Annotated in this window: 10 protein-coding genes; 8 read left to right on the top strand and 2 right to left on the bottom strand. The window is 74.1% G+C overall.

Going from position 1 to position 13,782, the window contains the following annotated elements; translation table 11 throughout:
• The first annotated feature begins 8 nt into the window (after nt 1–8).
• The 7 genes from ACMXN5_RS36615 to ACMXN5_RS36585 all read left to right on the top strand — a co-directional run bounded on the left by ACMXN5_RS36615 (nt 9) and on the right by ACMXN5_RS36585 (nt 7,869).
• Nucleotides 9–1,064, top strand: coding sequence for an ABC transporter ATP-binding protein (locus tag ACMXN5_RS36615; RefSeq protein WP_439679203.1), 1,056 nt, complete (start codon nt 9–11; stop codon nt 1,062–1,064).
• Complete coding sequence (locus ACMXN5_RS36610) at nt 1,061–2,062, top strand: ABC transporter ATP-binding protein (protein WP_439679202.1); 1,002 nt, start codon at nt 1,061–1,063, stop codon at nt 2,060–2,062. Before ACMXN5_RS36615 ends, ACMXN5_RS36610 begins: the two co-directional genes overlap by 4 nt.
• Entirely contained in the window at nt 2,059–3,252 is a 1,194-nt protein-coding gene (locus ACMXN5_RS36605; RefSeq protein ID WP_380009453.1) for an amidohydrolase family protein, read from the top strand. The genes ACMXN5_RS36610 and ACMXN5_RS36605 overlap by 4 nt, the downstream gene beginning before the upstream one ends.
• A 43-nt stretch (nt 3,253–3,295) precedes the next feature.
• Nucleotides 3,296–3,742, top strand: coding sequence for a DUF4440 domain-containing protein (locus ACMXN5_RS36600; protein ID WP_439679201.1), 447 nt, complete (start codon nt 3,296–3,298; stop codon nt 3,740–3,742).
• 187 nt (nt 3,743–3,929) lie between these two features.
• Nucleotides 3,930–4,316 (top strand): ArsR/SmtB family transcription factor, encoded by a 387-nt coding sequence (locus tag ACMXN5_RS36595; protein WP_439679200.1) that lies wholly within the window; start codon nt 3,930–3,932, stop codon nt 4,314–4,316.
• 29 nt (nt 4,317–4,345) lie between these two features.
• Complete coding sequence (locus ACMXN5_RS36590) at nt 4,346–5,566, top strand: malic enzyme-like protein (RefSeq protein ID WP_439679199.1); 1,221 nt, start codon at nt 4,346–4,348, stop codon at nt 5,564–5,566.
• Between the two features lie 176 nt (nt 5,567–5,742).
• Nucleotides 5,743–7,869 carry a tetratricopeptide repeat protein gene (locus tag ACMXN5_RS36585; protein WP_439679198.1) on the top strand — a complete coding sequence of 709 codons (2,127 nt, stop codon included), beginning with the start codon at nt 5,743–5,745 and terminating at the stop codon, nt 7,867–7,869.
• A 95-nt stretch (nt 7,870–7,964) separates the two neighbouring features.
• Here the strand turns inward: ACMXN5_RS36585 and ACMXN5_RS36580 are convergent, their stop codons facing one another.
• A complete protein-coding gene (locus tag ACMXN5_RS36580) occupies nt 7,965–9,677 on the bottom strand; it encodes a hypothetical protein (protein ID WP_439679197.1) in 1,713 nt (570 codons plus the stop codon).
• A 243-nt stretch (nt 9,678–9,920) separates the two neighbouring features.
• Here ACMXN5_RS36580 and ACMXN5_RS36575 point away from each other — a divergent pair, with 243 nt between their 5' ends.
• The gene (locus ACMXN5_RS36575) at nt 9,921–11,126 is read left to right on the top strand and encodes an alpha/beta fold hydrolase (protein WP_439679196.1); all 1,206 of its coding nucleotides are present in this window, start codon (nt 9,921–9,923) and stop codon (nt 11,124–11,126) included.
• Between the two features lie 25 nt (nt 11,127–11,151).
• On the opposite strand, the gene ACMXN5_RS36570 is transcribed toward ACMXN5_RS36575, so the two are convergent.
• Entirely contained in the window at nt 11,152–13,641 is a 2,490-nt protein-coding gene (locus ACMXN5_RS36570; RefSeq protein ID WP_439679195.1) for a hypothetical protein, read from the bottom strand.
• Nucleotides 13,642–13,782: the final 141 nt, after the last annotated feature.

Raw genomic sequence — 13,782 nt, 5'->3', positions numbered from 1 at the left:
TGACGGAGATGAACGAGAACCCCGCTTCGACGCCCGCCGCCTCGACCCGCGAGAAGTCGATATCCGGTGCGGAACCCGTGCTGGCGATTCGCGATCTGGTCGTCGAACTGCCCGGCCCCGACGGGCGCCCGCTGCGCGCCATCGACAGCGTCGACCTCACCGTCGGGCGCGGCGAGATCGTCGGCCTCGCCGGCGAGAGCGGCTCCGGCAAGACGATGACCGCGCTCGCCCTGCTCGGCCTGCTGCCGCAGGGCGGCACCGCCGCCGGGCAGATGCTCGTCGAGGGCGACGACGTCCTGAAGATGACCCCGCGTCAGGTCCGCGACCTGCGCGGCAACCGGGTCGCGATGGTCTTCCAGGACCCGATGACCTCGCTGCACCCGATGCTCAGCGTCGGCAAGCAGCTCACGGAACACCTGCGCCACCACAAGAAGTTGGACAAGCGCGCGGCCAACGCCCGCGCGGTGGAACTGCTCACCACGGTGCGCATCCCCGACCCCGAACGGGCGCTCGGCCGCTACCCGCACCAGTTCTCCGGCGGCATGCGCCAGCGCATCGCGATCGCCATCGCGCTCGCCTGCGACCCGGCGCTGCTGCTCGCCGACGAGCCCACCACGGCACTGGACGTCACCGTCCAGGCGGGCATCCTGCGCCTGCTGGACCGACTGCGCCGGGAGAACGGCCTGTCCGTGCTCATCATCACGCACGACCTCGGCGTGATGTCCGCCCTCGCCGACCGGGTCAGCGTGATGTACGCGGGCCGCATCGTGGAGAGCGGGCCGCGCGCCGACGTGCTGCGCGAACCCCGACACCCGTACACCCGGGGCCTGTTGGACGCGCTGCCGCACCCGGACGGGGGCAACGCCGCGCTGGTGCCGATCGTCGGCTCGCCGCCCAAGCTCGGCCAGGCGCCCAGCGGATGCGCGTTCCACCCGCGCTGCCCGCACGCCGTGGCCGCGTGCGCCGAGGAGCGGCCGAACCTGCTCGCGCTGACCCCCACCCACGCCGGCGCCTGCCCGATCGACCCCCTGGCCGTCACCGCCTCGAAGGTGGGTACCCCATGACCGCGCTCTCCACCTCCAACCTCACCGTCACCAGCAAGGACGTCGGCCTGCGGCTGCACGACCTGTCCGTGACCTACCGCTCGCCGGGCCGCCCGCACGTGCGCGCGGTGGCCGGGGTGAGTCTGGCGGTGGCCCCGGGGCAGGTGGTCGGCCTGGTCGGCGAATCCGGCTGCGGCAAGTCGACCCTGGGCAAGGCCGCGGTCGGGCTGCTCAAGCCCGCCGCCGGCCGGGTCACCTTCAACGGCCGGGCGGTCGACACGCTGGGCCTCAAGCCGCGGCCGAGCGACCAGCGCGGCCTGCAGATGGTCTTCCAGGACCCCTACGCCTCGCTCAACCCGCGCCGCCGGATCGGTGAACAGATCTCCGACGCCGTGGTGTTGGCCGGTGGCACCCGCGAACGCGGCCGCGAGACGGCCCGCGAACTCCTCGAACGCGTCGGCCTGGCCGCCGAGTTCGACGACCGCTTCCCGCACGAGTTCTCCGGCGGGCAGCGCCAGCGCATCGCCATCGCCCGGGTGTTGGCGGCCGAGCCGTCGTGCATCGTCGCCGACGAGCCGATCGCCGCCCTGGACGCCTCCGCGCAGGCGTCGGTGGCCAACCTGTTGCTCGACCTGGCCCGGGAGCGCAACGTCGGCCTGCTGTTCATCTCGCACGACCTGTCCATCGTGCGGCAGATCGCCGACACCGTCGCGGTGATGTACCTGGGCACCGTGGTCGAGAGCGGCCCCACCGCGCAGGTGTGGGACGACCCGCGCCACCCGTACAGCAAGGCGCTGATCTCCGCGGTGCCGCGCGCCGACGGCAGCGGCGAGTTGCCCGTCGACCTCCCCGGCGACGTCCCCGACCCCGCCTTCCCGCCCACCGGCTGCCGGTTCCACCCGCGCTGCCCGATCGCCACCGACGCCTGCGAGGTGGACGAGCCCGCACTGGTGGAATTCCTCCCGGAGCGCAGGGCCGCCTGTTCGATCCTCGCTCCCGCTCTCACGAAAGTCGGGTGACCGCACCCATGTGGTTGACCAACTGTCACGTCGTCGACGTTGTCACCGGCGAGGTCCTGCGCGATCGCAGCGTGCACATCGACAACGGAGTCATCGTCGAGGTGGCCGCCGCCGCGCCGGCGGACGCGGACGTCCACGACCTGGGCGGGCGGCACCTGCTCCCCGGGCTGATCACGTGCCACTCGCACATGTCGATCGTCTTCCCCTTCTCCGAGACGCGCGAGGACGAACCGGCCGAGTTGACCGCGTTCCGCGCCGCGCAGCGGGCCGCCGACGCGCTGCACGCCGGGGTGACCACGATGCGGTGCGTGCACGAGCAGAACCGGATCGACTTCGTGCTGCGCGAGGCGCGCGCCCGGGGCTTCATCCGCGCCCCCCGCGTATTCGGCGCCGGGCGTGCGCTGTCCACGCCGGGCGGCCACGGCGAGGGCTCGGACTGCGTCTACGTCAAGGGCGCGGACGCCTTCTACCACGCCGCCATCGGCGAACTGGAGGCCGGCGCCGACCACATCAAGATCTTCATCAACTCCGGCCTGGCCCGCGAGGGCGAGGACTTCGAGCACGCCGAGATGACCGACGCGGAGATCGCCGCCACGGTCAAGGCGGCCGACGAGCACGGCGCCTACGTGGTCGCGCACGCCGGCGAGTCCGCCGCGATCCGCCAGGCCGTCGAACTGGGCGTGCGCTCGTTCGAGCACATCTACGCCCTCGACGCGGAGACCGCGCGCCTGCTCGCCGAGCGCGAGGCGTTCGTCACCCCGACGCTGTGCGTGACCAACTCGCTGGGCTGGATGCGGGACAACCACTTCGACGAGGGCTCCGTCGTCAACGCCAAGAACGCCATCGCGCCGCACCAGGAGAGCTTCCGGCGCGCGGTCGAGGCGGGCGTACAGGTGGTCAACGGCACCGACGTGCCACCCGGCGACCGGGTCGACGGGGTGTCCGCCGTCGTGCACGAGATGTACCTGATGGCCAAGGGCGGCCTGGACAACCTGCGCGTGCTCCAGGCGGCCACCGTCACCGCGGCCCGGCTGATCCGGGCCGAGGACCGGCTCGGACGGATCGCCCCCGGCTACGCGGCCGACCTCATCGCCGTCGACGGCGACCCGCTGAGCGACCTCGGAGCGATGGGCCGGATGTCCTTCGTGATGCTGGAGGGCGAGGTCGTCCGCGAGGACGTACCGGTCTGACCTCCCGCGTGCCGCCCGCCCTCTCCGATAGGAACCCGCACCGATGACCACCCCTGCCACCTCCCGCGACGCCCACCGCCCCGCCGGGTCGGCCGAGGACCGCGCCGCCGTGTGGAGCGCCCTGCTCGACATCTACGCCGGCTTCACGGCCGGCGACCGGGAGCGGATCGACCGCCGGATTCACCCCGAGGCCACCATCTGGGACTCGGCCGCCCCCGAACTCCTGTTCGGCCGCGCCGACCTGGACCGCATCCGGGCCGAGCGCCCGGTCGGCCCCGACGCCCCGGTGGTCACCGGGATCCACGCGAGCGACGAGGTGATCGACATCTGGGACGACACCGCCCTCGCCCGCTACAACCTGCGCGTCGACTTCGCCCCCGCCGCCGACGGCACCGTCCTGCCCTCGGAACACATCCGCAACACCGCCGTGGCCCGCCGCTTCCCCCAGGGCTGGCTCGTCGTCCACAACCACGAGGACGTCCTCGGGTAACGCCGAACACCCGGCCCGGGTGACCCCGCACGCCCGGCCCGGACGGCCCCCGCCGCCCGAGCCGGGCGGCCGGGCTGCGCCGGGACTTGCTAAGGTGTGCGATTGCTCAATCCGCGCAGATGCGAGGAGCATGCCTCGGCGTGCGCCGGTCTCGGCCGGGCACGGCGCGCGGGAAGGACGTGGAGCGGTGAGCACACCCCTGTACGAAATGAAGGCCGAGTTCTTCAAGACGCTCGGCCATCCCGCCCGCATCCGGGTGTTGGAACTGCTCAGCGAGCGCGAGTACGCGGTCGCCGAGATGTTGCCCGAGGTCGGCATCGAAGCCTCACGGCTGTCCCAGCAGCTGGCCGTGCTGCGGCGGGCGAACCTGGTGGCGGTCAGCCGCCGCGAGGGCTCGACCGTCTACTACACGCTGACCAGTCCGCGCGTGGCCGACCTGCTCGCGGTCGCGCGGGGGATCCTCACCGGGCTGCTCACCGACCAGGTGGGCCTGCTCGAAGACCTGCGCGCGGCGACGCCCGGAGCATCCCCGGCCACCGCAGCGGCCGATGGGTCCGGGAGTTCGCCGTGCTGAGCCGGGGACGGGGCGGCGCGGAGCGGCCCGTGCCCAATCCCGCCTACAGCGTCCGGATCCACATCCCGCCCGACGCCGACGCGATCGTGGAGAGCGTGCTCGCCGACGCCCCCGGCACGGTCGCCCGCCGGGCGGACGAACCGGACGTGACCGGCGCACGGCGGATCACCCTGGACGCCGACGGCCCGCGCACCCTCGCCTGGCTCACCCGCACCCTCGCGCGCCGCCTCGGCGCCGACCTGCTGCACGCCCAGGACCCCGTCTTCACCACCGCCTCCACCGGCAAACTCACCCTGCGCGTATGCGCGGCCACCAGCACCGGACACGACGTCGCGCTCCTGGACGCCGACGCCGACCGCCGGGTGGTCTCGCACCTGGCCGCACACCCGGAACACACCGACCGCTACACCGGACGCGGCCACCGCGTCGCGCTGATCAGCGACGCCAGCGCCGTCCTGGGCTTCGACGAACTGCCCGCCGACGCGGTCCTGCCCGCCCTCGAATCACAGGCCGTGCACCTGCGCCGGGCCACCGGGCTCGACGTCTTCCCGCTGCCCGTGGCCACCCCCGACGTCACCGACATCGCGCGCGCGGTACGCATCCTGGCCCCCGGCTTCGCCGCTGCGGTGCTGGTACACACCCGCCTGGACCGGGTCACCGTCACGCACGCCGCGCTCGGCCCGACCCCGCCGGTGCTGCTCCTGGACACGATCAACGACGGCCTCGCGCCGGCCACCGCCGCCGCCACGGTCAACGCCCTGGTCAACCGTGGCCTCAACCCGCTCTCCGCCCGGGTGATCGTGGTCGACCCCGCCGCCGGCGGCGACCTCGCCGGACTGCTGATCGCCTGCGGCATCGCCGACCTGACCCTGTTCGATCCGTTCACCCACGGTGCCGACGCGCTGCACACGATCGCCGACGGCGCCGACCTGATCGTCGACCTCACCGCCTTCGCCACCCCGCCCCCGGGCGTCCCGGTCCTGCGAGCCCGTCCCGACACCCCGCCCGCCTTCGGCGCCACGACCACCGGGCCACGCCCCCTGCACGCCCTCCCGGGCCTGCTCACCGCGGCCACCACCACCCGCCGTGCGATCACCGGCCACGCCCGGGTCGCCGCCGTGTACGCGCTGATCGAGAACACCCCGCGCAACGCGCTCCTGCCCCCGACCGACCAACCCGGCCTCACCGCCGTGGTCGCCGCGGCCGCCACCCGGGCGCTCGACAACGACCCGGACCGGGATCGGGGCTGACGCCGGGATCGGGATCGAGACCCCGTCGCGGCGTCCCTTCGGTCACCCGCAGGCATGATCCGGTCGCGGTTCGGTGATGATTCGAGTGGTCGGGAATGGGCGTGTCCGGTGTCGGATCGGCGGGCCAACGGCCATCCTGGGGTCGGCGGGTCCGGTCGTTGCGGAGGAGACATCGGGTGGGCGATCGGGGCGAGTACACACGGGACACGCCGGCCCAAGGCGGCGGTCCCGGACACGGGTTCGCCGACGGGGACGGCCATCGGGCGCCGCCCGGAGGTGACTTCGGCGGTGTCGCCCTCGCGCCCGTGCCGACGCGGCTGATCCCCCGACAGATCCCGCCCTCGCATCGCGACTTCGTCAACCGCGACGCCGAACTCCGCGCCCTCGAAGAGGTCCTGGCCGGCGCACTTCGCGGACCGGGCCCCGGCGTGGTCGCCCTCACCGGTCTGGGCGGCGTCGGCAAGACCGCGCTCGCCGCGCACTGGGCCGCGCGCGCCGCCGGCCGTTTTTCCGACGGACAGCTCTATGTCGACCTCGGGCAGAGCCGGTTCGAGGGCACGATCGACGTCGGCAGCGTGCTCGGCGCGTTCCTGCGCGACCTGGGCGTCGACGAGGCGTACATCCCGCCCACCCTGGCCGGGCGCGCCGCCACGTTCCGCTCCGCGACCGCCGGCCGCCGACTGCTCGTGTTCCTCGACAACGCCCGGCACGCCGCCGAGGTCCGCGCCCTGCTGCCCGCCTCCGGCATGGTCATCGCCACCAGCCGGACCCGCATCGACGGGCTGATCCTGGACGGCGCCCGCGCGGTGGTCCTGGACCCGCTGAGCGTCCCGGCCGGCACGCTGCTGATCCGCCGTTGGTTGGGCGACGGCCGCGCCGCCGACGGCGAACTGGCCGAACTGGTGCGGCTGTGCGGGGGGCTCCCGCTGGCGCTGCGCGCGGTGGGCGCGCGCCTGATCCGGCGCCGCCGACTGAGCGTGGACCGCGTGCTGACCGAACTCGGCGACGCGGAGCACGGGTTGGACGCCCTGGCCAACCACGAGGGAGTGCACGTGGAGCGCGTGTTCGACGCTGTCTACGACAGCTTCTCGCCGGCGGCCCAGCGGCTGTATCGCATGCTCGCCGCCCACCCCGGCCCCACCTTCACCCCGGCCCTGGCCGCGGCGGCGACCGGCGAACCCGACGCCGCCGCACACCTGGACGAACTCGTCGACGCCCACCTGGTCGAGGAGATCGACCCCGACGGCACCGGCGAGGAGCGCCACCGCTTTCACGACCTGGCCCGCCTGCATGCCCGGCGGCACGCGCTGCGCGATCCGGAGCCGGAACGGGAGGCTGCGCTGCGCCGCATCGTGGCGTATCACCTGCTCGCCGCCGACGCCGCCGACCGCCTCGTGCTCGGCTCCCGGCTCAGGCTCGGCGGCGACGCGACCACGGCATCGGCCGCTCCGTCGACCGCCCCGCGGTTCGCCGGGCGCGCCGAGGCGCTGGACTGGTTGGACGCCGAACGCGCCGACCTGCTCGCGGTGCTGCGGGCGGCGGCGAGCCGGGGGTGGTACGACGCGGTGTGGCGCCTGTGCGAGTCGTTGTGGGCGCTGTACCACAGCCGCAAGCACTACGCCGACTGGATCGAGAGCCACCAACTGGGCATCGTGGCCGCGCAGTGGGAGCGCCGACCCGATGCCGAGGTCCGGATGCGCAATCAACTCGCCCGCGCGTTTCACGAGTTGCGCGACCACGAGCGGGCCGAGACGGAACTGCGGCGGGCCGAGGAGCTGTTGCCGATCGTGTCCGACCCGCGCCTGGGCGGGGTGGTGTGGGAGACCCAGGGCCTGCTGCACCTCGCCCGGTCGAGCCCCGAGGACGCGGTGCGCTCGTTCACCCGGGCCCGGGAGGCCAATACCGGCGACGCGCACGGCATCGTGGTGCAGAGCTACAACCTCGGCGGGGCGCTGCTGGCCGCCGGTCGGCCCGACGAGGCGCTGCGGGTGCTGGACGAGGCGCTGGCCACGGCCGAGGCGGCCGGCGACGAGGCGATGCGGCCGAGGATCGCCATCGTGCGCGGCCGGGTCCAGCACGCCCTCGGCGCCACGGACCGGGCCGTCGCGAGTCTGACCGAGGCGGTGCGGGCGGCCGCGCGGCTGGGGCAACACGTCAAGGAGGCCCAGGCGTTGGAGGCGCTGGTCGAGGTCGCGGTACAGGCGGGCGACGCCGAGCTGGAGCAACACGGCCGGACCCGACTGGGCGTGCTGTACCGCGAACTGGGCGTACCGGCGCCCGAGCCGGGAGCCGACCGACTCTGAGCGCCGACCGACTCTGAGCGCCGGCCGGGCCCGAGCGACGGCCGCACCGGGTTCGGGCCTGGAACCGCCCCGAACCACCGCCGTGGCGATGCCGATCAGCCCCGGCTCGGCTCCGTCCCCGGCCCCGGGGTGTCCGTGGTGAACGCGACCTCCACCTCCCGCTCGCCCGTGCGGATCCGGATGCCCTCGCGCAGCGTCGCGGGACGGCCGCCGGCCATCGCCCACAGATGCAGCGCGCAGCCGAGCAGCACGGGGTCCAGCCACGGCCGGTTCGTCCCCCACGTCCGCACCGTGGATGCCTCCAGCAGGGTCCCGCCGCGCAGGCGCACCAGATGCCGGCCCTCGTCCAGCGCGGCCACCGCCACGCTCAGCCCCGGCAGTTCGGCCGCCGTCTCGGCCGCCCACACGGGCGCGGCCGGTTCCGCGAACGGGTCGGTGCGTACCACCACTTCCGCGCCGGCGCGGCGCCGGAGATCCACCTCGTCGGCGGTCACCGCGTAGAACCCCCGCGCCTCGTCGTGCCCGGGCAACACCGGGAACCGCCGGACCGCCACCGTCGCCGTCGCCTCGTCCGGCACCACCGAACCCGTCACATCCCACCGGGTGGGACCGCCGCCGAACTCCGGGCGCGGATCGGCGACCGGCCGTACGACCGGCTCCTCGGCGGAGGCCGGCAGGCCGAGCTGCGCGTAGAGCAAATCCCGCAGCAGGCGCGGCGATTCGCCGATCGAACCCAACGAGCGGGCGGTGATCGCGTGCAGCGCCCCCGGCTTGTGCTCCTCGGCGGTCCGGAGCAGCTGCGCGTACAGATCCCCGTCCGGGTCCAACCGGGGCGCCTCCCGGGCGAACGCGGCCGTGGGCGACGCCGGATCGAGCTCCCCCTCGCCGGTCGCCGCGAGCAGCGTCACCCGATCCAGGCCCGCGCCGTAGAACGACACCGAACCGTGGTCGCCGACCACCCAGTCGGCGGCGATCAGCGCGGCCTGCCAACCCCGTTCGGGTGGCACGATCAGCAACCCGGCGTCCAGCGCGTCGGCCAGGAGCCGGTCCCGCACGTTGAACGGCCCGTGATAGCTCCACACGTTGGGGTGCAGCACCACCGCCACCACGAACTCGTCCGCCGGCAACTCGCCGATCAGCCGCAGCGGCAGCTCCGGATGCCGGCCCAGCAGCGAATGCTCGCTCCAGGTCGAGCTGACCACGACCAGCCGCCGACCGTGCACCGCGCCGAACGGCTGCCGGTAGCGCCGCCGCCGGGACAGGCTGAGCACGATCCGGTGGAAGCACGGATCGCCGATCACCACCGAGACCGGCAGCGCCTCGGGGCACGTGCGGGCGAGCAACTCCCACTGCTCCTCGTGGGACAGCCCGATCGCGGCCGGGAACACCCGCCCGTCGTGGGTCAACTCCCGCCGGGACAAGCCCGCCGGCGACTCGCCGTCCCCCGTCGACGCCGGCACCAGGCGGTTGTACCCGGCGCCGTGCGGCATCACCACCAGCGGCGCGTCCAGGTGCCGCATGTCCGCGTGGACCGCCGCCGCCACCGCGAGATCGAAGCGACGACTCGTCGCCTCGGCCCACGACAACACCCGTACACCGAGCGAACCCAGGTATTCCGGAAGCCCGTTGGCGAACGCCGAGCCGGGGTTGACGGTGAACGACACCTGGATGCCGTGCTCGGGACGCAGCAGGGGAAGCACGTCGAGCAGACGCGTGGCCGAGGTGAGCGTGCGGACGACGGCGAGCACTTCGAAGTCGGTCCGCAGGGTGCCCCAGCGGGAACCCTCGGGGCTATCGGATACCAGCAAGGTCACTCCGGGCGACGGCGCGCGTGAAGACGGGTGATCACGATGCTAGCCAAGTCCGCCCGCCTTCCGGCTCACCGGATCCCGCCACGCCGAGCCCGACCCGCTCCGGCGGCCGGGCGCGGGTGGCTTCGAGCCGAGTTTGGTCAAGTGGGCCTCGCCGGCGGGCGGCGGTGTCCAGGATGACCCCATACGCGCCGCGCGCCGGCAGGGCGACCGGCACACCTCTCGGAAAGCGGGGTCGCGATGACCGCACCCGAACGGGTCGTACCGCCGGAGGGCGACGACTTCTACGTTCCGCCCGTCCCGCTGCCGCCGGGGGAGTACGGGGACGTGATCCGATCCCGCCCGCTCACCGGCGTGGCCGCGCTCCGCTCGGCGAGCCACAACGAACTGGTGCTCTATCGTTCGGAAGCCGTCGACGGTACGCCGATCGCGGTGTCCGGCATCGTCGCGCTGCCGCCCACGCCCGCGCCCGACGGCGGCCATCCGCTGATCGGCTGGGCGCACGGCACCCTCGGACTGGGCGACAAGTGCGCCCCCTCGCGCGACAACGAGGAGATCGCGGCCGAACTCCCCGAGCACCACGAGATCAACCAGTCCCCACACGTGCTGCTGAACGCGCTGCTCGAAGCCGGTTGGGCGGTCGCGATGACCGACTACGAAGGCATGGGTACACCCGGCCCGCACCCCTTCCTGCTGGGCCGATCCGAGGCGCACGGCGTGCTCGACCTGGTCCGCGCGGCGCGCCGGCTGTACCCGGTGATCTCCGACCGGTTCGCCCTCGTCGGCCACTCCCAGGGCGGCCAGGGAGCGCTGTTCGCCGCCCACCATGCCGATCGCATCCCGGAGTTCACCCTGCTCGGCGTGGCGGCCCTGGCCCCGGCCTCGCACATCGTCGAGGACCTGATCGCCGGAAGCGACTACGACGGCTACACCGGCGGCCTCGCCTTCACACCCCTGCTGCTCACCGGCGCGATCATCGGCTCCCGGGCCGAGGCGACCGAGGAGCGGCCGGCCATCGATGCGCTGGAGGTGCTGAGCACCGAGGCGTACACGCTGTTCACCGCCGCCGACGACCGATGCCGGGTCGAGTTGTCCGCGTGCGAGGCGTGGGGCGGCATCAAGGGCAATGCCCAGTTCCGGGGCAGCCTCACCCAGGATCCCAATCCGCATCAGCGGGAGTTCGTGCGCCAGGTCGAGCGCACCAATCCCGCCCTGTCCATCCCGGTGCCGATCCGCGTCTCGCACGCGCAGCAGGACGAGCGGGTCAAGATCGCGTACAGCACCAGACTGGTGGCCGAACTCGGCGAGTTGGGCAACGACATCGTCTACCGGATCCATGCGCGGGTCGCCGACGGCGGCAGCCTGGGGGCGCACTTCGGGCTGATCGAGACCGACGTCCCGGAACTGCTCGCCTGGTTGCGCGACCGGGAGCGGGCGAAGCACTGACCGGCGCGGGAGCGAGTGCCGACGCCTACGTGCCGGTCGCCGTGCGGGCGGTGGACAGCAGTTCGCTCACCGTGCCGGTGAAGTCCGGCAACATCGCGTACGCGGTCGTCCAGGCGTCGGGGCTGCCCGCCAGGTGGGTGGCGACGAGCAGGTCCAGGGCCTCGTCGACCGCCCGGGGGACGACGCCGTAGGGCGCGTCGGTCAACGTGCGCAGCACGACGCGGGCGGGTCGGCCGTGTCGAAGCCACTGCTCGGGGTCGACCGCGCCGTCGGCGAGGGCGTTCGTGATCAACCCGGGCCAATCGGCGGCGGATCGGCGCCGGTCGAGGAACGGGTACACGGCGCGCAGGAGATCGCGAGCGAGGGGCCACGCATGCCGGGCGATTTCCGCCAGGTCGCAGTACTCGCCGGCGTGTTCGGCCAGTGCCCGGGTCGGTTCCTCGGGCAGGTCCGGCCGGACGTCGGCGAGCACTTCGAGCGCCTTGACGGAGAGCGGTTCGGCGCGGTGCGCGGCGAGGATCGCCGACCAGCCGGGGTCGGCGACGGTCTCCAGGAAGCCGCGCGCGCCCAGGCTCGGCAACAACTCGACCACGCCGCCCGCCCGGGCTCGCTCCTCCCAGTCGGTGATGGTTTCCGCCAGAAGCCGATCGGCATCGGCGGGTGTCGCCCGGTCCGCCCGGGCGACCACCCCGCTCGGGTCCGTGCCGAGGCTCTCCCGGGCGTGGTCGGCGCCGTCCGGGTGCAGGGTGTTTTGGGCGAGCATGGCGGTGACGCGCGAGTCTCCGACGGCCAGTGCCGCGCGGTAGGCGTGCAGCGACTCGTGGACGGTTGCCCGGTAGTGGTCGCGATAGTGCCGGGACGGCCGGGTGGTCGGGTCTTCGACGGCGATGGCGATCAGTGTCCGGCGCAGCGCGGGCAGCCGGGCCGGGTCGCGGAGCAACCGCTCCCGAACCCGCGGCGAGGTGCGCGGACGGGTGAAGATTCCCACGTCGACCGCGGGTGCGCCGGCGGCGAGCAGCGCGGCGTCGACGTCGGCGCCGCCGGGACGGCCGTACAGGTCGGCGGTGAACTCGGGCGGCAGGTGGGCGGCGACGCGCGCGATCGTGTCCGGGGCGGTCCCGCGCAACAGTGCGCACAGCGCGGCGTGGCGTTGCCGGCCGGAGTCGTGGCTGTAGGGCCGGAGGTAGTCGGCCCAGATCGGCGGGGCGGGGTCCGGGCCGTCGGCCGCCGCCACGGCCGCGTCGAGGAGATCGCGCAGGGTGCCGGGGTACTCCGGGCCGAGCCGGGCCAGGTGCAGCCACCCGGGGACGTCGTCGCCGAGCCGGTCGCGGACGAGTCGGGCCAGTTCGGCGTCGACCAGCGCGAAACGCTCCCGCCGGCGTCGCTGCGTCGCCGGTCGCGCCGCGGCCTGGACGTAGTTCTCCAGGAACGCCCACGCCGGCGCGGCCTCGGCGACCAGGTCGGCCGCGGCCGGAGCGTCGGCGGTACGGGTGGGCTCGCACGCGTCCAACAGGGCGGCGATGAGGTCGCCGTCGTCGGCGCCCTCGGCCGCGGGCCACCGCTCCAGTCGCGGCCGGCCGTCGGGGCCGACGCCGACCAGCGCCCGCAGCGCCGCGTGGTCGAGCCCGTACCGGCGCACGAGGCAGACCACGTCGTCGGAGAACAGGGGCGACCGGTGGTGGGCGTCGAGGACCGGGCCCCACGCGAAGGTGTGCGGGGCGACCATGACCCGGTTCACCGCCGGGGACAGGCGTGAGCGCGACGGGTCCTCGATTGCTCGCAACCGCCGGGCGAAGCCCTCCGGTCGGGCCGCGTCGAGGATGGTGGTCTCCACATCGGCCCGGACCTTGGGCCGGTCGAGCGCTTCGCGCATCTGCCGGTGCAGTCCCCGATAGGCGCCGTCGAGGTCGCGCGTCCACGGTCGCACGGCATCGGGCCCCTCCAGGTCCCACAACCGCAGCAGGGCCAGAGCCCGTTCGGCGCGGGTGAGCCGACCGTCGGCGCCGAGCGTGCGCAGCGTGTGCCGGACCAGGTCGGGATCGGCCGCGACCACGGCGGGCGCGAGCACCGTGTACTCGGTCGTCGCGAGCAGGCGGGCCCGCAGCGCGGGATGCACGGGTACCGGTCCGACCGGCACGAGCCCGGCCGCCACCCGCTCGGTCGGCGGCAGGCACCCGGGTGGACCGCCGGCCAGGATCAGCCGGCACATCAGCGGCGAATCGGGTTGGTAGAGAAGGGCGTTCGTTTCCGGGTCGGCGCGGCGGTACAGGTCCCACAGCGGACTGTCGTAGTGGGTGAGCTGCCCCGGCTCGGCCCGGAACTCCAGATCGCCGGCCAGTACGATCCGGTCGAAGTCGTCGCCGTGCGCGTACATCCAGTCCAGGAGGGCGTCGGGGCTGCCGAGTGCCCCGGCCACGAGCCCACCGCGGGTCGAGGCCCCCAACCGCTCGGCCACCGCCTCCACTTCGGCGGCGTCGGCGTGGCACAACAAACGGATGAACGCCGCCTCCGCCATGCCGTGCCGTTTCTCTCGCGCGCGCGTCCCGGCCGCCCGCCGACGTTACGCGCCATCCGTCGGGGACACCCCACCCAATCATCCGCCGCCGGGCCGTCGCGGGCGGGGTCGCACTCGGGTACTCCGCGGCGGCCGCGCGAG

Origin of the sequence: Embleya australiensis (assembly GCF_051903075.1) — a bacterium.
Lineage (GTDB): Bacteria > Actinomycetota > Actinomycetes > Streptomycetales > Streptomycetaceae > Embleya.
The sequence above is the reverse complement of the archived record's forward strand: the minus strand, read 5'-3'. Positions and strand labels throughout refer to the sequence as shown.

Excerpts from the sequence above, each read along its gene's own strand:
- ACMXN5_RS36575 (WP_439679196.1), top strand. The coding sequence starts at position 9,921 with ATGACCGCACCCGAACGGGTCGTACCGCCGGAGGGCGACGACTTCTAC.
- ACMXN5_RS36610 (WP_439679202.1), top strand. The coding sequence starts at position 1,061 with ATGACCGCGCTCTCCACCTCCAACCTCACCGTCACCAGCAAGGACGTC.
- ACMXN5_RS36615 (WP_439679203.1), top strand. The coding sequence starts at position 9 with ATGAACGAGAACCCCGCTTCGACGCCCGCCGCCTCGACCCGCGAGAAG.
- ACMXN5_RS36570 (WP_439679195.1), bottom strand. The coding sequence starts at position 13,641 with ATGGCGGAGGCGGCGTTCATCCGTTTGTTGTGCCACGCCGACGCCGCC.
- ACMXN5_RS36600 (WP_439679201.1), top strand. The coding sequence starts at position 3,296 with ATGACCACCCCTGCCACCTCCCGCGACGCCCACCGCCCCGCCGGGTCG.